Below are 16,390 nucleotides of genomic sequence, written 5' to 3'. Positions count from 1 at the left end.
GCCTCGCGGGCGCACGGCGGACCCTCGGGCGGGGGCGCGGCCCCGGCCCGGTGCGCGTCCGGCGCTCCCGTCGCGCATCGCTCAGCCCTCCCCCTTCGGCCCGCCGATCGCCCGGCGGCGGCGCAGGACGGCCGTCGCGCCGGCGGCCCGGCCCGGCCGGTCGCCGGTCTGCTCGTCCGTCGTCCCCTTCACGATGCCCAGTTCGCCCGCCAGGGACCAGAGGGCCTGCTTCACCGAGGACTTGGCCTCCAGGTCCTGGAGCCGGCCCGCGTCCACGACCGCGTGGAGTTCCTTGAAGTTGGCGGGCACGGCCGCGCGGGCGACCCGGGTGCCGGTGATCCGGGCGACCAGGGCGGGCTGGATCTCGCTGCTGCGCACATGGCGGTTGACCACGGTGGTGATCTCCTCCGGCTTGCGGATCTGGAGCCGGTCCCAGAGCCGGATCATGCGCTTGGCGGCCCGGACGGCGACCACATCGGGCGTGGTGACGAGGACCGTGGTGTCGGCGCTCTCCACGACCGCCGCGTTCGCGCCGGTGACCTGGGTGCCGCAGTCCACGACGACCACCTCGTAACGCCCGCGCAGCGCGCCGAGGATCTGGCGGACGGCGCGCTCGTCCACCTCCTCTCCGCGTTCGCCCTCGCCGGGCGCGAGGAGGAGCCCGAGGCCGGTGTCATGGGCGAAGACGGCGTCCTGGAGGACCCGGGGGGAGATGTCCTGGATCCCGGCGAGGTCGACGACGGACCGGCGGAACTGCACGTCCAGATAGGAGCCGACGTCCCCGGACTGGAGGTCCATGTCGACCAGGGCGGTGGTCAGGCCGGAGGCCCGGGCGGCGAGGGCCAGTTGCACGGCGGTGACGGTGGTGCCCACCCCGCCCTTGGCGCCGGAGACGGTGACCACCCGCCCGCCGGGCCCGGCGGGCGCGTCGCCCGTGTGGCCGAGGTGCCGCCGGACCCCGAGCGACCAGGAGGCCGCGGCCTGCACCCGCTGCGCGAGTTCGTCGTAGGTGAGCGGCAGGGCGACCAGCCCGCGGGCACCGGCGTCCATCGCGGCCGAGTAGAGCCCCGGGCCGGTGCCGGCGGCGAGCAGGACGACCCCGACGCCCGGGAAGCGCAGCGCGACCTCCCGGACGAGTTCCAGCGCGGGGACCGGGCCGATGCGTTCATGGACGAGGACGACCTCGGGCAGTTCGTCCAGGGACTCGGCGGCCAGCCGGGCGAGGGTGTCCAGGAGGGCGGTCGAGTCGGCGACGGGCGCGGCGGGGTCGGCGTCGGGCAGCCGGCCGAGCAGCGCGGTGACCGTCCGGGCGGCGTCGGGGTCGCCGACGGCCGGGAGGATGCGTACGGTCATCCGGCCCTCACCTGTTCCTGTCCTCTTCGAGGGTGTACGTGCCTTCGCCCGGCCGGAGGTCGGCGGACCCGCCCTTGGCGACCAAGGCGAGGCGCACATGCACGGCGAAGGACTCGGCGTACGCCACGCGCTGGGCGTCCTGGGTGCCGAGGGCGAAGGTGATGGGGACCGCCTGGCTCGCGGCCGCGGCGCGGTCGTCGCCCCGGGGCTCCAGCGCGGTCAGCTTGCCGACGTCGATGACCCGGGCACCGGGGACGATGATCCGGGACTCGGCGGCGCCGGACCGGCTCCCGGAGCCGGAGCCGCGTCCCTCGCCGTCGAAGGTGGCGAAGATGTTGACCCGGTCCCCGGGGGTGATCTTGCCCGCGACCCCGGTGGCCGCGTCGATCATGATGGCGATCTCCTGCTCGCCCTCCTCCAGCGCGGGGCGGTCGACGACCATGTCGCTCTGGAGCAGGGAGCCCTCGCGCAGTTCGGTGACGGCGATCTTGCCGTTGACGGCGGAGATGTCGGTGACGGCGCTCGGGGAGAGCCAGCGCTCGGGCATCGATATCCGCTCGAACTGGTCGGCCCGCAGCCGGGTGTAGGGCGCGACCTGGGACTTGACGCGGTAGGCCGTCACCTCGGGCCCGACCTTGGAGTTCACGTCGCCGATCACCGACAGGACGCCGGCGAACGCGGCGAGCGCGCAGAGGACGGACAGGAGCAGCAGGATCACACCGCGGCGTTGCCGTGAGTTCATGAGCGCAGCGACCTCGTAGGGGAGTTGCGGGAGCGGTCGGGGGTGGTCGGGAGCGGTCGGGAGTGGTCTCGTGGGCGGGTCGGGGGAGACGGGGCGGGACGGGCAAGCGGTGCCGGGGTGCGGCGGGTCGGTCAGTCGGTGGGGTCCGCCGGGCGGCGCGGGCCGGGCAGGTGCGGGCCGGCAGAGCCGTGCGGGCCCGGGCGGCGCGGGTCCGCCGGACGGACCGGGGCGGCAGGCCGGTCCGGGTCCGCAGGGTGGGCCGGGGCCCCCGGCCGGTCCGGGCCGTCGCCCGTTCCGGCGGCGGGCTCACCGCTCCCGCCCGCTCCCCCGCCCGCGGACCGCGGAAGCGCCCGCGGCGCGCGCCCGGGCAGGGTGCGGGGCGCCCGCCCGGGGAGCCCCCGGGGCGCCGCCGGGGACAGCTCGCGGGCCCCGGTGCCGGCGGGCGCCCGGGCCGGCCGGGCCCGCCCCGCCGCGGCCGGCAGCAGCGGCGCGGCGCAGAAGCAGCAGCGGTCGCCGATGATCTCCAGCCCGCACCAGGTGCACCGCTCGCGCCGCACCGAGGAGACCAGTTGGTGGATCATGCCGATGTCGGGGAGGTACGCGGCGAACTCCACGAGCTTCGCGGTCGCCCACCAGCGCGTGGACTCCGCCGGCAGCGCGGCCTCCAGCACGGCGGCCGACTGCCAGGCGGGCGCGAGCCGGGCGGTGGGCCAGTCGCTGGGGGACTGCCCGCGGGCGACCACCAAGTGGTGTCCGAACTGCGGCCCTTCGAGCCCCACGGCCTCGCCCGCGTCCCGGCCGCCGCCGATCCGGATGAGCTGCGGCACCGGGTTGGCGAGGACGGCGAACTGGGAGCCGGGCACCCAGGACCGGGCGTGCGAGGTGAGGCTCACCGGCACCCGGTCGAGACGGGCGACCGAGTGCAGTACCGCCCCCGCGTGGACGTAGTGGGCGAGCAGCCGGGCGGCGCAGGCGACGACACCCGGGCCGAAGTCGCAGATCGACAACTGCCGCAGCTGGCGCACCAGGACGGCCACCGCGAGGGGCGGCAGGGCGAGCTTCAGCAGGGCGATCCGGTCGCTCTCCAGCACCGACCGGACGGTGTGCAGCCGCCGTTGGTGGGCGTCGGGAAGGGACGCGGGGTAGAGGGCGACGACATGGCCGTGCTGTTCGAGCAGGAGCTGCATGTCGACGAGGGCGGCGTCCAGGGACTGTTCGGCAGGGGCGGGGAGCAGGGCGGCGGTCGGGGTGTGCGGGTCCGTGGGCGGCAGCACCAGGTCGGCGCTGGTCACGGCGATGGCGGTCTGCACGCTCGTTTCCCCGTTCGGATCCGGTCGCCGGGCGGGCGGCTGCCGTTCTGCCTGACGTCTCTGCCCTGATCGTGCTCCTGTCGTGCTCCTGCGACAGCACTCTAACCACGTCGTCCGAGGGGGAGAACACCTTTCGGACTCCCTGTGCACGGCCCCTCACCCGATGCACCCGGACGAAATCCGGAGGAAGCGGTCAGTGGTGAACTCCCGTACCACCGCGCGGGCCTGCCCCGGCAGGGCGTCATGTCCGCGCGGACCGGGCCGGGTTCCTGCCGGAGGTCTTGACAAGCAAATTGGTCTGGACCAACTTGTACCTCCACGGTGGCCGCCGCACACCGGGACCGGAACGCCCCGGCTCCCGGCTCTCCCTCCCCGACTCCCCCACCGGAGGACGCACGTGGACCGCAGCACTCCCGCCCGGAGAGGGCTGGGCGCCGCACTGGCGCTCGCCCTCGGCTCCGGGCTCGCTCTCATGGGCACGGCCGGGCCCGCCTCGGCCGCCGACGTGAACGTCGTCAAGAACGCCGGGTTCGAGTCCGGGCTCGCCAACTGGTCCTGCTCCGCGAACAGCGGCGCGGCCGTCTCCTCCCCCGTGCGCACCGGGACGGGCGCCCTCCGGGCGACCCCCGCCGGGCACGACAACGCCCGCTGCACCCAGACCCTCAAGGTGAAGCCGGGCTCCAGCTACACGGTGAGCGCCTGGGTGCAGGGCGGTTACGCCTACCTCGGCGCGACCGGCACCGGCACCCAGGACGTGTCCACCTGGACCCCGGGCGGCAGCGCCTGGACCAAGCTGTCCACGACCTTCACCACGGGCGCCGGCACCAGCTCGGTGACCCTGTACACCCACGGCTGGTACGGCACCGAGGCGTACCACGTCGACGATGTGAGCGTCTTCGGCCCGGACGGCGGAGGCGGCACCGACCCCGAGCCGACCGTCCCCGCCGCCCCGGCCGCGCCCTCCGTCGGCACGGTGACCTCCTCGTCCGTCGCCCTGAGCTGGGGCGCGGTCTCCGGGGCCACCGGGTACCACGTGTACCGCGACGGGACGAAGGTCCAGTCGGTGAGCGGCACCTCCGCCACCGTCACCGGGCTGGCCGCCGACACCGCGTACCAGTTCCAGGTGACGGCAGCCAACGCGGCGGGCGAGTCCCCGAAGTCGGCCGCCGTGACGGGCCGGACCAGCAAGGGCGGCACCAACCCGGGCAACCCGGCGGTGCCGAAGCACGCCCTGACCGGCTACTGGCAGAACTTCGACAACGGCGCGACCGTGCAGAAGCTCCGGGACGTGCAGGCGCAGTACGACATCATCGCGGTCTCCTTCGCCGACTCCACGGCCACGCCCGGCCAGATCGTCTTCAACCTGGACCCGGCCCTCGGCTACTCCTCCGTCGCCGAGTTCAAGTCCGACGTCGCCGCCAAGAAGGCCGCGGGCAAGTCGGTGATCATCTCGGTCGGCGGCGAGAAGGGCAACGTCCTGATCAACAGCGACGCGGCCGCCACCGCCTTCGCGGACAGCGCCTACGCCCTGATGCAGGAGTACGGCTTCACCGGGGTCGACATCGACCTGGAGCACGGCATCAACTCCACCTACCTGACGAAGGCGCTGCGCCAGCTCTCCGCGAAGGCCGGTCCCTCGATGGTGCTGACGATGGCCCCGCAGACCATCGACATGCAGAACACCAGCACCGAGTACTTCAAGCTGGCGCTGGCCGTGAAGGACATCCTCACGGTGGTCAACATGCAGTACTACAACAGCGGTTCGATGATGGGCTGCGACAACAAGGTGTACGCGCAGGGCTCGGTGGACTTCCTCACCGCCCTCGCCTGCATCCAGCTGGAGGGCGGCCTCGACCCGTCCCAGGTCGGCTTGGGCGTCCCCGCCTCCACCCGGGGCGCGGGCAGCGGCTATGTCTCCCCGACGATCGTCAACAACGCGCTGGACTGCCTGACCCGCGGCACCAACTGCGGCCAGTTCAAGCCGTCGAAGACGTACCCGTCGCTGCGCGGCGCGATGACCTGGTCCACCAACTGGGACGCGACCGCGGGCAACGCCTGGTCCAACGCGGTCGGCCCGCACGTCCACAACCTGCCGTAGGGACGGCTCCCTGAACGGCGAGGGCCGTGCGCACCGCTCCCCCGGTGCGCACGGCCCCCGGCGCGTCCGGAACCGCTTCACCAGGGCAGTTCGCGCACCTGCTGCACGCACAGCACCACGAAGAGCAGCCCGGCCGCCGCCAGCATCGTGTTGCTGACGATGCCGTTGCGCCACTCCGCGGGTGTGCGCGAGGAGTTGAGCAGCCAGAGCAGGGTGAGCGCCAGGAACGGCATGAAGAAGGCGCCCAGCACCCCGTACGCCACCACCAGCCCGAAGGGCTCGTCCAGGAAGAGCAGGGAGATCGGCGGGAAGGTCAGCCAGAGCAGATAGGCGCGGAAAGCGGGCGAGCGTTCCTTCGCCCCCGCGGCGACCTCCTCGGTGGTGCCCGCCTCCACGGCGACGCCCGCGCGGTCGCGCCGCAGCCGCTCCACGAAGTCGGCGAAGAGCAGGCTCACACCGTGCCAGACGCCGATCAGGGAGGAGAAGGAGGTCGCGAAGAAGCCGACCAGGAAGAGCTTGGCGGTCGCCGTGCCGTAGCGCTCCTCCAGGACGGCCCCGAGGTCGATCAGGCCCCGGTCGCCCTTGGTGAGGGCGAGCTGGGAGGAGTGCAGCAGCTCCGCGCCCACGATGAGCATGGCGACGACGAAGACGCCGGTGGTGAGGTAGGCGACCCGGTTGTCCAGGCGCATGACCTTCATCCAGCCGGAGTTGGTCCAGCCCTTGGCGTTCACCCAGTAGCCGTACGCGGCCATGGTGATGGTGCCGCCGACACCGCCGATCAGGCCCAGGGTGTAGAGCAGGGAGCCGTCCGGCAGTACGGGGGCGAGGCCGGCAAGGGAGGCGCCGACGTCCGGGCCGACCCGGATCGCGACATAGACGACGACCACGAACATCACGCCGATGAGCACGGTCATGACCTTCTCGAAGACCGCGTACCGGTTGAACCAGACGAAGGCCAGCCCGATCAGGCCCGTGATCACCGCCCAGGTCTTCAGCCCGGGGCCGTCCGGGAAGAGGGCGACGATCGGCAGGGCGCTGGAGGACATGGCCGTCGCGCCGTAGACGAAGCCCCAGACCACGACGTAGAAGGCGAAGTAGACGGTGGTCCACTGTCCGAGGGAGCGCCAGCCCTCGAACAGGGTGCGGCCGGTGGCCAGGTGCCAGCGGCCGGCCGCCTCGGCGAGGGAGATCTTGACGACGCAGCCGATGACCGCCGCCCACATCAGGGTGTAGCCGTACTTGCTGCCGGCGATCAGGGTCGCGACGAGGTCGCCGGCGCCGACACCGGTGGCCGCGACGACGATGCCGGGGCCGATGTAGCGCCAGGCGGACTTCCGGGGGACGGCGTCGGTCCCCTTCGGCTGCTCCTCGGTGGTGTCTGTCATCGCGCAGTCGCCTTCCCTCTCGTTCCCACTCGTCCCACCAGGTGACCGTGGTCACGTAAGCCTGGCGCGGGTGATCGCGCAAGAGGCCCTGCGGTGATCGACTGGGGCGGACCTTGTGCGGGCGCGGAGCCGCGGGCTTGGCCGGGAGTGGTATTGACCGTGACATGCCACGACCTCAGGATGGGTCCGCGGCCGGTCCGCCGGGGCCGTCCGATCCCCGCGCAACCCCCCACTCCTCAGGAGCAGTCCATGAGACGTCGCACCCTCGGGAAACGCACCGCCGCACTCGCGGCCGTCGTCGCCCTCGCCGTGGCCGTCCCGCTCACCGCCAACGCGAGCCCCGCCGCCGAGCGCCCGGCCGACGCCCGCGCGGCCGGGGCGGCGGCGGACGAGCAGACCCGGCAGTACCTCATCCACGGGCCCGAGACGCCCGCCGACCGGACCGCCGTCGCCGCCACCGGCGCGTCCATCGACGAGGTCGACGACCACACCCTGGTGGTGAGCGCCGACGCGGCCGAGGCCAAGCGGCTGCGCGCCCTCGGCCACAGGCTCACCGCCCTGCCCGGCCCGCCGCAGCGGCGCGGGGCGGCGGCGGACGTGGAGCCCTTCGACTTCCCGCCCGCCGACTCCCGCTACCACAACTACGCCGAGATGTCGGCGGAGATCGACCAGCGGATCGCCCAGTACCCGTCGATCATGAGCAAGCGGGTCATCGGCAAGAGCCACCAGGGCCGGGACATCGTCGCCATCAAGATCAGCGACAACGTGGGGACGGACGAGAACGAGCCCGAGGTCCTCTTCACCCACCACCAGCACGCCCGCGAGCACCTCACCGTCGAGATGGCGCTGTATCTGCTGCGCGAGTTCGGCGAGGACTACGGGAGCGACTCCCGGATCACCAACGCGGTGAACAGCCGGGAGATCTGGATCGTGCCGGACCTCAACCCGGACGGCGGCGAGTACGACATCGCCACCGGCTCCTACCGGTCCTGGCGCAAGAACCGGCAGCCCAACTCCGGCTCCACGGCGATCGGCACCGACCTCAACCGCAACTGGGCCTTCAAGTGGGGCTGCTGCGGCGGCTCCTCGTCCTCCCCCGGCTCGGACACCTACCGCGGCCGGGCCGCCGAGTCCGCGCCCGAGGTGAAGGTCGTCGCCGACTTCGTGCGCAGCCGGGTGGTCGGCGGGAAGCAGCAGATCCGCACCGGGATCGACTTCCACACCTACAGCGAACTGGTCCTCTGGCCGTTCGGCTACACCTACAACGACACCGCCCCCGGCATGACCAGGGACGACCGGGACGCCTTCGCCGCGGTCGGCCGCAAGATGGCGGCCAGCAACGGCTACACGCCCGAGCAGTCCAGCGACCTGTACATCACGGACGGGTCGATCGACGACTGGCTCTGGGGTGACCAGCGGATCTTCGGCTACACCTTCGAGATGTACCCGGCCGGCTTCGGCGGCGGCGGCTTCTACCCGCCGGACGAGGTGATCGAACGGGAGACCAGCCGCAACCGCGACGCGGTCCTGCAACTCCTGGAGAACTCGGACTGCATGTACCGGTCCATCGGCAAGGAGGGCCAGTACTGCACCGGCTGACCCGCCGGCCGTCCGATCGCGCCGTGCCCCGTCCCTCTCCGCGCGCGAGGGGCGGGGCACGCGCGGACGGCTGCACCAGCAGGACGCGGAGACCGAGGGGTGTCCGGGATCTGCGGCGTGTCCGGGGTCAGCCCAGGACCGCCAGGGCGTCGATCTCGATGAGCAGGCCGGCGGGGAGGCCGACGTAGACCGTGGTGCGGGCCGCCGGGGCGGTCGTCAGGTCCTTGAAGTACTCGTTGTAGATCTCGTTCATCTCGGCGAAGTGGGCCGTGTCGGTGAGGTAGACGCGGATCATCATCACGTCGTCCCAGCTCGCGCCGCCCTCGGTGAGGATCGCCTCGACGTTGGCGAAGGTCTGGAGGGTCTGCTCGCGCAGGGTCGGCCCGGCCGGGGTGGGCGCCCGGCCCTCGACGGCGGGCAGGAAGCCGACCTGGCCGGCGACCTGGAGGATGTTCCCCTTGCGGACGCCGTGGGAGAACCTCGCGGGCGGCGCGGTGTGGGTGGGGGGCGTGAGGGCGGTCTTGGCGGCCTTGCCGTGGGGCGCGGTGTGCTCGGTCATGCGCGTGCTTCCTTCTGGGGGGTGTGTCCGGAGTAGTCCCGTGTGATGGCGTCGGCGGTGCGGCGCACCAGCGGGAGGAGGGTGAGGAGTTCCTCGGCGGTGACGACCACGTTCGGCGCGGACACCGACATCGCGGCGACGACCCGGCCGTCCGCGCCGCGCACCGGGGCGGCGACGCAGTTGATGGACTCCTCGTGGCCGCCGAGATCGGTGGCCCAGCCCTGTTCGCGCACGGTGGCCAGCTCCTTGAGGAAGGCGGCGGCGTGCGGGATCGAACGGGCCGTGTACATGGGGTAGTCGAGCTTCTCGGCGAAGGCGCGCCGCTCGGCCTCGGGCAGGTCGGCGAGGAGGAGCTTGGCCACGGCCGCCACGGTGATGGCGACGGGCCTGCCGATGCGGGAGTACATCCGCACCGGGTAGCGGCTCTCCACCTTGTCGATGTAGACGACCTCGCTCTCCTCCCGTACGGCGAGGTGCACGGTGTGCCCGGTCCGCTCGTTGAGGGCGGCGAGGTGGGGGTGGGCGACCTCGCGCACGTCCAGGTTCTCCACGGCCTCCTGGGCCAGCGCGATCAGCCGGGCGCCCAGCCGGTAGCGCTGGTCCTGCTGCCGGTAGACGAGGCCGTGCTCGTGCAGGGTGCGCAGCAGCCGCAGGGCGGTGGACTTGTGGACGCCGAGCCGGTCGGCGACCTGTCCGAGGTCGGCCGGCCCTTCGGCGAGCAGCGGCAGGATGCTGAGCGCCCGGTCGACGGTCTGGCTCATGGCGTGCGTACCTCCTGGTCCTGGCCCGTCCAGCCGGGGCCGAGGTGCAGTCTCCCCCAGGCGTCGTCGTCGAGGGCGGTGAGCCGGTCCGCGAGCAGGCCCGCGGGCGGGGCGCCGAGGTCGCCGGGGACGGTGAGGGCGGCGGCGGCGAACAGGTGGCCCAGGCGCAGCCGCTCGCGCAGGGGCAGCCCGCGCAGGGTCCCGGAGAGGAAGCCGGCGGCGAAGGCGTCACCGGCGCCGACGGCGGCGACGACGTCCACGGCGGGCGCGGGGACGGGGACCCCCGCCGCCTCGCCGGCCGTGTACGCGACCGCCCCGGCCGCGCCCCGCTTGACCACCAGCACGGCGGGCTCGGGCAGCGCGGCCCGGATCGCGTCGGCGCCGGTGAGCCCCCACGCCTCGGCGGCCTCGTCCTCGCCGACGAACACCAGGTCCGCGCCGCGGGCGAGTTCCAGCAGCACCCCCGGTCCGTCGCCGTGGCCGTGGCCGCCGCCGGTCGCGCGCCACAGGCCCGGCCGGTGGTTGACGTCGAAGGAGAGCAGCGGGCGGCCGGGGCGGCGGGCGGTCAGCTCGCGCATCAGGGCCAGGCACTCCCCGGAGAGGGCGGCGGTGATACCCGAGACGTGCAGCACCCGCCCGGCCCACAGGTCGGCGCGGGCCACGGTCGCGGGCGACATGGCGGAGGCGGCGGACCCGGCGCGGTAGTAGAGGACCTCGTGGCCCTCGGCCGCGCGGTCGGCGGCGGTGCGGAAGTAGATGCCGGTCGGCCGCCCGGGGTCCCGGGCGACGGCGGAGGTGTCCACCCCGTACGCGGAGATCGCGGAGACCAGGTGCTCGCCGAAGCCGTCCGCGCCGATCCGGCCCACCCAGCGGGCGCGGTGCCCGGCGGCGGCCAGGGCGCAGGCCACATTGGACTCCGCGCCGCCGATGGCGCGGACGAAGGAGCTGACGTCGGCGAGGCGGCCGTCCCGGTCGGGCAGGAACGTGACCATGGACTCGCCGAGGCAGACGACGTCCACGGGCCCGGTGGCACCGGGGACGGTCGCGTTCACGGTCGCGGTCATCGCGGCGGGGGCTCCTCGCTGGTCGGGGCGGGCGTTCCGGTGGGTGCGGTCCCGGAGCCGGTTCCGGGTCCGATTCGGGGTCCGGGGCCGGGGTTCCTGGGCCCGATTCCGGGGTCCGGTTCCGGGGCCGGGCACGGCGCCGGACACCATTGACCCGGCATTGGCTCGGATGTTAGACAGCGCTGAGCGATATACGCAATGACCGTTGCACACAACGCAACGACATGGAGGAGGACGCCCCATGGCCGCCGACGACGCCGCCGTACGACTCGCCGCGGAACTCGCCTCGGGTCTCGCCGGGGAAACGGTCGACCACCGTTTCAAGGCGCTCCCGCCCGACGCCCTCGGCCTGACCGTCGGCGAACTGGCGGCGGCCCGCCGCAACCTCTTCACCGGCGGGTTCACCACCCCGGTCCTCGCCCTGGCCGCCGAACCCCTGGCGCACAACCTGGACCTGCTGGAGCACTACGCCGAGCAGCACGGCCTCGCCTTCGCCCCGCACGGCAAGACCTCCATGTCCCCCCAGCTCTTCGCCCGCCAGCTGGAGCGCGGCGCCTGGGGCATCACCGCCGCCGTCCCCCACCAGGTCCGCGTCTACCGGGCGTTCGGCATCCGCAGGATCTTCCTCGCCAACGAGGTGGTGGACGCGGCCGCCCTGCGCTGGATCGCGGGCGAGCTGGCGGCCGACCCGGAGTTCCGTCTGATCGTGTACGTGGACTCGGTGCGCGGTGCCGAGCTGATGGACGAGGCGCTGGCCGGGGCCGGGGCGTCCCGCCCGCTGGAGGTGGTGGTCGAACTGGGCGCGGGTGAGGGCGCGCGCACCGGGGTGCGCACGGAGGCGGAGTGCGCCGCCGTCGCCGACGCGGTGGCCGCCTCGGCCCACCTGCGGCTGGTCGGCGTCGCCGGGTACGAGGGCGAGGTCCCGAAGGCGGACGAGGAGCGGGTGCGCGCCTGGCTGCGCCGACTGGTCGCGCTGGCCCGGGACTTCGACGCGGCGGGCCGCTTCGCCGGCGCCGGGGAGATCGTGGTCAGCGCGGGCGGCAGCGCCTGGTTCGACACGGTCGCCGAGGTGTTCGCGGAGATCCCGGAGCTGTCCGCCCCCGTGCTGAAGCTGCTGCGCTCGGGCGCCTATGTCTCCCACGACGACGGCCACTACCGGCGGCTGACCCCGTTCAACCGGGTGCCGGCCGAGGGCGCGCTCCAGCCCGCGTTCCGGCTCTGGGCGCAGGTCGTCTCCCGCCCGTCCGGCGAGCAGGCCTTCGTCAACGCGGGCAAGCGGGACGCCGCCCACGACCTGGACCTGCCCGAGGCGCAGGTCGTCCGGGACGGGCGCACCGGGGAGATCCGGCCCGCCGAGGGGATCACCGTCACCGGCCTCTCCGACCAGCACGGCTGGCTGCGCACCGCGCCGGACGCGGACCTGGAGGTGGGCGACTGGGTGGGCATGGGCCTCTCCCACCCGTGCACGGCCTTCGACAAGTGGCAGCTCATCCCGGTCGTGGAGCAGGACGGCACGGTCACCGACTACATCCGCACCTTCTTCTGATCGCACTTCTGATCGCACGCGGCCCTCGCGGGCCCGCGAGGCCCGCCCGCCCCGTCCGCCGTCGTCGTCCGCCATCGTTCGAAAGGCCCCCATGGACCTCGTCATCCGCGGCACGCGTGTCGTCGACGGCAGCGCCGGCCCCTCCTACCGCGCGGACGTCGGCCTCCGCGACGGCCGGATCGCGGAGATACGCCGCGACCCGGGCGCCCCGCCGCTCACCGGCGCCCGGGTCCTCGACGCCCACGGCCTCGCCCTGGCCCCCGGCTTCATCGACATGCACGCGCACAGCGACCTCGCCCTGCTGCGCGACCCGGACCACTCCGCGAAGGCCGCGCAGGGCGTCACCCTGGAGGTCCTCGGCCAGGACGGCCTCTCCTACGCCCCGGTGGACGACGCCACCCTGGCCGCCGTCCGCACCGCGATCAACGGCTGGAACGGCGGCGGCCCGGACGACGACCGGGTGGACTTCGACTGGCGCACGGTCGGCGAGTACCTGGACCGCGTCGACCGCCAGGGCACCGCCGTCAACGCCGCGTACCTGATCCCCCAGGGCACGGTCCGGATGCTCGCCATGGGCTGGGAGGACCGCCCCGCCGGCCCGGCCGACCTGGACCGGATGCGGCAGCTGGTCGCCGAGGGCCTGGAGCAGGGCGCGGTCGGCATGTCCTCCGGCCTGACGTACACCCCGGGCATGTACGCCTCCGACGCCGAACTCACCGAGCTGTGCCGGGTGGTGGCCCGCTACGGCGGCTACTACTGCCCCCACCACCGCTCCTACGGCGCGGGCGCCCTGGCGGCGTACGCGGAGATGGTGGGCCTGACCCGGGAGGCGGGCTGCGCCCTCCATCTCGCGCACGCCACCATGAACTTCGGCGTCAACAAGGACCGGGCCCCCGAGCTGCTGGCCCTGCTGGACGAGGCCCTGGACGCGGGCGCGGACATCACCCTGGACACCTATCCGTACACCCCCGGCTGCACCACCCTGGTCGCGATGCTGCCCAGTTGGGCGGGCGAGGGCGGGCCCGAGGCGGTCCTCGCCCGGCTGCGGGACGAGGCCACGGCCGAGCGCATCCGCCACCACCTGGAGGAGACCGGCTCGGACGGCTGCCACGGGGTGCCGATCGCGTGGGACACCGTCGAGATCTCCGGGGTGAACGAGCCCGCCTTCGCCGACCACGTCGGCCGGACGATCGAGGAGACGGCCGCCGCGCGCGGCGAGTCGCCCTGGACCACCGCCCGGCGGCTGCTGATCGGCGACCGGCTCGGCCCGACGATCCTCCAGCACGTCGGCCACGAGGAGAACGTCCGCGCGATCATGCGCCACCGGGTCCACACCGGCGGCAGCGACGGCATCCTCCAGGGCGCCAAGCTCCACCCGCGCGCCTACGGCACCTTCCCCCACTACCTCGGCCACTACGCCCGCGAGCTGGGCATCCTCTCCCTGGAGGAGACCGTGGCCCATCTGGCCTCCCGCCCGGCGGCCCGGCTGCGCCTGCCGGACCGGGGCCTGGTGCGCGAGGGGTACCGGGCCGACCTGGTGCTCTTCGACCCGGACACGGTCGCCGCCGGCTCCACCTTCGAGCGGCCGCGCACCCTGCCGGCCAGCATCCCGCACGTCCTGATCGACGGCCGCTTCGTGATCGAGGACGGCCGGCGCACCGACGTCCTCGCGGGCCGCTCGGTCCGCCGCACCCCGGTGGGCTGAGCCCGGCCCGGCGGCAGCGGTCAGTTCACCCCGCGCGGCCGGTACTGGACGCTGATCCGCGGCCCGGCCGGGCGCGCGGTCTTCGGCACCGCGTGCTCCCAGGTCCGCTGGCAGGAGCCGCCCATCACCACCAGGTCCCCGTGCCCGAGGGCCCGCCGGACGGACGGGCCGCCTCCGCCGGCCGGGCGCAGGACCAGGTCCCGGGGCGCGCCCACGGAGAGGATCGCGACCATGGTGTCCTCCCGGGCGCCCCGGCCGCTCCGGTCGCCGTGCCAGGCGACGCTGTCACGGCCGTCCCGGTAGTAGCAGAGCCCGGCCGTCACGAAGGGCTCGCCCAGCTCCTCGGCGTAGTGGCGGGACAGGGCGTCCCGGGCCTCGTCCAGGACGGGGTGCGGCAGCGGGTCACCGGCGCCGTAGTACGCGAGCAGCCGGGGCACGTCCACCGTGCGCTCGTACATCCGGCGGCGCTCGGCGCGCCACGGGACCTCCGCCTCCAGCGCGGCGAACAGGGCGTCCGCGCCGCTCAGCCAGCCCGGCAGCACGTCGAGCCACGCCCCCGCCCCGAGGACCGTCCGCCGCAGCCCGCCGAGCGGGCCGGGCCGGATCTCGTCGGCCTGGTCGAACAGGGAGCCCTGGAGATGTGCTGCCATGGCGTCCAGCGTACCCCGTAAATAGAACATACGAACGAACGTACCCATCGGAACGGGCACGCGGATTTCCTCCCGGAGGGTGTCGACGGGACCGTTGGGGTCTGAGTTCGCCCTGATCCGTTACCGCCGTCCGCTTTCGGCGTTGAACGGTGCGTGATGGCCGCAAACCCCTGCGGCCGCCTCTGATCGTGCAAGGAGAAGTTGATGTCGCGTATCGCGAAGGCCGCCGCCGTTGTCGCGGGCACGGGTGCCATCCTGGCCGGCGGCGCCGGCATGGCTGCCGCCGACGCCGGAGCGCACGGTGCGGCCGTCGGTTCCCCCGGTGTCCTCTCGGGCAACCAGGCTCAGGTCCCGGTCCACATCCCGGTCAACGTCTGCGGCAACACGGTGAACGTCATCGCGCTGCTCAACCCGGCGTTCGGCAACACCTGCGTCAACGCCGACGGCCACGGCGCCTACTGATCACCTCGGTGACAGGGCTGTACCGCACCACCACGGCATGACCTGCGGCCTCCCCCGTGTTCCGCACACGGGGGAGGCCGCGGCCGTGTGTGCGGCGGGCCCATGGCGCGGGCCCACACGGGCCCAGCCCACATGGGCGCAGCGCACATGGACCCGGCGCACACGGGCGCTGCACACATGGCCCCGCCGCACATGGGCCCGGCCCACATGGGCCCAGCCCACACGGGCCCGCCGCACAGAGAAGGGCCGGTCCGGATGATCCGGACCGGCCCCTCGCGCGTACCCGCCTCAGACGTAGCGGTAGTACCGGCTGTGGTCGAGGAGTGCCGACGGTTTCACGTCCCACGGCGGCAGCGGCTGGTCCGCCGCGAAGACCTGCCCCGCCGCCGGGTCGGAGGACGGCAGCGGTTTCGCGGGCAGATAGCCGGACTCGGGGTGCGCGGCCTGCCAGCGCGCCCACAGCAGGTCCACGAAGGCGTGGTGCAGCCAGAACACCGGGTCGTTGGGCGAGGTCGCGCCCATCATCAGCCCGCCCACCCAGCGGTGCACCCGGTTGTGGTTGAGCCAGCGCGCCTCCGCGCCCCCGTTCCACCCCTCGATGGTGTTGCGGAAGCCGCGGGGCGCGGTGGAGTCCCAGGGCGCGGTGTCGTAGACCGGATCGGCGAGCGCCCTGGCCACGTCCTCCTTGGTCGGCAGGGCCACCGGATCGCGGGGCCGGCCGAGGTCCCGGGTGAGGAACTTGCCGTCCGTGATCCGGCTGTTGATCCGCCAGTTGCCGTTGGTGTGCGCGAACGGGCCGGTCATCACCTGCCGGTCGCCCAGCCTCCCGGTCCCGCCCATGAAGTCCTCCGCCCAGAGCGAGGAGGTGGGGCTGTTGTCCACCGTCCAGTCCCAGTACGGGACCGAGACCCCCGGGTCGATCTGCTGGAGGGCCCGCTCGAACTCCAGCAGGTACCGGCGGTGCCAGGGGAAGAACGAGGGGGTCATGTGCGCGGCCCGGGCCCGGTCCTCGGCGTCGGTCACATAGAACTGGCCGTGCATCCGGACGAATTCGTCGTAGCGGCCCGAGCGCTTCAGCGCGAGTACGGCGTCGACGAAACGGCGTTTCTGCGCGCGGGTCAGGTTCCGCTGGTTGGCGCGGGTGTACACGGGTGCG

At 73.7% G+C, this 16,390-nt stretch carries 13 protein-coding genes and 1 pseudogene; 5 read left to right on the top strand and 9 right to left on the bottom strand.

All coding sequences use genetic code 11. The features are described 5' to 3' along the window. Positions 1–81: 81 nt before the first annotated feature. The 3 genes and pseudogenes from ABZ457_RS17885 to ABZ457_RS17875 form a co-directional block, all read right to left on the bottom strand. Positions 82–1,353: a P-loop NTPase gene (locus ABZ457_RS17885; protein ID WP_359158520.1), complete on the bottom strand. Its 1,272-nt coding sequence runs from the start codon at positions 1,351–1,353 to the stop codon at positions 82–84. Positions 1,354–1,360: 7 nt separating this feature from the next. Then, positions 1,361–2,095 carry a Flp pilus assembly protein CpaB gene (cpaB, locus tag ABZ457_RS17880; protein WP_359158519.1) on the bottom strand — a complete coding sequence of 245 codons (735 nt, stop codon included), beginning with the start codon at positions 2,093–2,095 and terminating at the stop codon, positions 1,361–1,363. 476 nt (positions 2,096–2,571) lie between these two features. Continuing rightward, positions 2,572–3,387, bottom strand: a pseudogene (locus ABZ457_RS17875) (hypothetical protein); the annotation flags it as partial. 415 nt (positions 3,388–3,802) lie between these two features. Here ABZ457_RS17875 and ABZ457_RS17870 point away from each other — a divergent pair. Beyond that, entirely contained in the window at positions 3,803–5,503 is a 1,701-nt protein-coding gene (locus tag ABZ457_RS17870) for a glycoside hydrolase family 18 protein (RefSeq protein ID WP_359158518.1), read from the top strand. A gap of 77 nt (positions 5,504–5,580) precedes the next feature. On the opposite strand, the gene ABZ457_RS17865 is transcribed toward ABZ457_RS17870, so the two are convergent. Further along, complete coding sequence (locus tag ABZ457_RS17865; protein WP_359158517.1) at positions 5,581–6,888, bottom strand: Nramp family divalent metal transporter; 1,308 nt, start codon at positions 6,886–6,888, stop codon at positions 5,581–5,583. 249 nt (positions 6,889–7,137) lie between these two features. Here ABZ457_RS17865 and ABZ457_RS17860 point away from each other — a divergent pair, with 249 nt between their 5' ends. Further along, positions 7,138–8,487 carry a M14 family metallopeptidase gene (locus ABZ457_RS17860; protein WP_359158516.1) on the top strand — a complete coding sequence of 450 codons (1,350 nt, stop codon included), beginning with the start codon at positions 7,138–7,140 and terminating at the stop codon, positions 8,485–8,487. 127 nt (positions 8,488–8,614) lie between these two features. On the opposite strand, the gene ABZ457_RS17855 is transcribed toward ABZ457_RS17860, so the two are convergent. The 3 genes from ABZ457_RS17855 to ABZ457_RS17845 are packed head-to-tail and all read right to left on the bottom strand — an operon-like array spanning position 8,615 to position 10,871. Continuing rightward, entirely contained in the window at positions 8,615–9,046 is a 432-nt protein-coding gene (locus ABZ457_RS17855) for a RidA family protein (protein WP_359158515.1), read from the bottom strand. Further along, entirely contained in the window at positions 9,043–9,807 is a 765-nt protein-coding gene (locus ABZ457_RS17850; protein WP_359158514.1) for an IclR family transcriptional regulator, read from the bottom strand. The genes ABZ457_RS17855 and ABZ457_RS17850 overlap by 4 nt, the downstream gene beginning before the upstream one ends. Next, positions 9,804–10,871 carry a sugar kinase gene (locus ABZ457_RS17845; RefSeq protein ID WP_359158513.1) on the bottom strand — a complete coding sequence of 356 codons (1,068 nt, stop codon included), beginning with the start codon at positions 10,869–10,871 and terminating at the stop codon, positions 9,804–9,806. Before ABZ457_RS17845 ends, ABZ457_RS17850 begins: the two co-directional genes overlap by 4 nt. Positions 10,872–11,112: 241 nt before the next feature. Here ABZ457_RS17845 and ABZ457_RS17840 point away from each other — a divergent pair, with 241 nt between their 5' ends. Both ABZ457_RS17840 and ABZ457_RS17835 read left to right on the top strand, forming a co-directional pair. Beyond that, entirely contained in the window at positions 11,113–12,417 is a 1,305-nt protein-coding gene (locus ABZ457_RS17840) for an alanine racemase (protein WP_359158512.1), read from the top strand. Positions 12,418–12,508: 91 nt separating this feature from the next. Further along, positions 12,509–14,122 (top strand): D-aminoacylase, encoded by a 1,614-nt coding sequence (locus ABZ457_RS17835; RefSeq protein ID WP_359158511.1) that lies wholly within the window; start codon positions 12,509–12,511, stop codon positions 14,120–14,122. Positions 14,123–14,142: 20 nt separating this feature from the next. Here the strand turns inward: ABZ457_RS17835 and ABZ457_RS17830 are convergent, their stop codons facing one another. Further along, on the bottom strand, positions 14,143–14,772 hold the full coding sequence (locus ABZ457_RS17830; RefSeq protein ID WP_359158510.1) for an alpha-ketoglutarate-dependent dioxygenase AlkB: 630 nt from the start codon (positions 14,770–14,772) through the stop codon (positions 14,143–14,145). A 204-nt stretch (positions 14,773–14,976) separates the two neighbouring features. Between ABZ457_RS17830 and ABZ457_RS17825 the strand changes: the two genes are divergently transcribed. After that, positions 14,977–15,234, top strand: coding sequence for a chaplin (locus tag ABZ457_RS17825; RefSeq protein WP_359158509.1), 258 nt, complete (start codon positions 14,977–14,979; stop codon positions 15,232–15,234). Positions 15,235–15,522: 288 nt separating this feature from the next. Here ABZ457_RS17825 and ABZ457_RS17820 read toward each other — a convergent pair whose 3' ends face one another. After that, positions 15,523–16,383 carry a tyrosinase family protein gene (locus tag ABZ457_RS17820; protein WP_359158508.1) on the bottom strand — a complete coding sequence of 287 codons (861 nt, stop codon included), beginning with the start codon at positions 16,381–16,383 and terminating at the stop codon, positions 15,523–15,525. Positions 16,384–16,390: the final 7 nt, after the last annotated feature.

This window comes from Streptomyces sp. NPDC005805, from assembly GCF_040630445.1.
Lineage (GTDB): Bacteria > Actinomycetota > Actinomycetes > Streptomycetales > Streptomycetaceae > Streptomyces.
The sequence above is the reverse complement of the archived record's forward strand: the minus strand, read 5'-3'. Positions and strand labels throughout refer to the sequence as shown.

Coding starts and splice junctions, on each gene's coding strand:
- ABZ457_RS17885 (WP_359158520.1), bottom strand. CDS start 1,353: ATGACCGTACGCATCCTCCCGGCCGTCGGCGACCCCGACGCCGCCCGG.
- cpaB (WP_359158519.1), bottom strand. CDS start 2,095: ATGAACTCACGGCAACGCCGCGGTGTGATCCTGCTGCTCCTGTCCGTC.
- ABZ457_RS17865 (WP_359158517.1), bottom strand. CDS start 6,888: ATGACAGACACCACCGAGGAGCAGCCGAAGGGGACCGACGCCGTCCCC.
- ABZ457_RS17860 (WP_359158516.1), top strand. CDS start 7,138: ATGAGACGTCGCACCCTCGGGAAACGCACCGCCGCACTCGCGGCCGTC.
- ABZ457_RS17855 (WP_359158515.1), bottom strand. CDS start 9,046: ATGACCGAGCACACCGCGCCCCACGGCAAGGCCGCCAAGACCGCCCTC.
- ABZ457_RS17850 (WP_359158514.1), bottom strand. CDS start 9,807: ATGAGCCAGACCGTCGACCGGGCGCTCAGCATCCTGCCGCTGCTCGCC.
- ABZ457_RS17845 (WP_359158513.1), bottom strand. CDS start 10,871: ATGACCGCGACCGTGAACGCGACCGTCCCCGGTGCCACCGGGCCCGTG.
- ABZ457_RS17840 (WP_359158512.1), top strand. CDS start 11,113: ATGGCCGCCGACGACGCCGCCGTACGACTCGCCGCGGAACTCGCCTCG.
- ABZ457_RS17835 (WP_359158511.1), top strand. CDS start 12,509: ATGGACCTCGTCATCCGCGGCACGCGTGTCGTCGACGGCAGCGCCGGC.
- ABZ457_RS17830 (WP_359158510.1), bottom strand. CDS start 14,772: ATGGCAGCACATCTCCAGGGCTCCCTGTTCGACCAGGCCGACGAGATC.
- ABZ457_RS17825 (WP_359158509.1), top strand. CDS start 14,977: ATGTCGCGTATCGCGAAGGCCGCCGCCGTTGTCGCGGGCACGGGTGCC.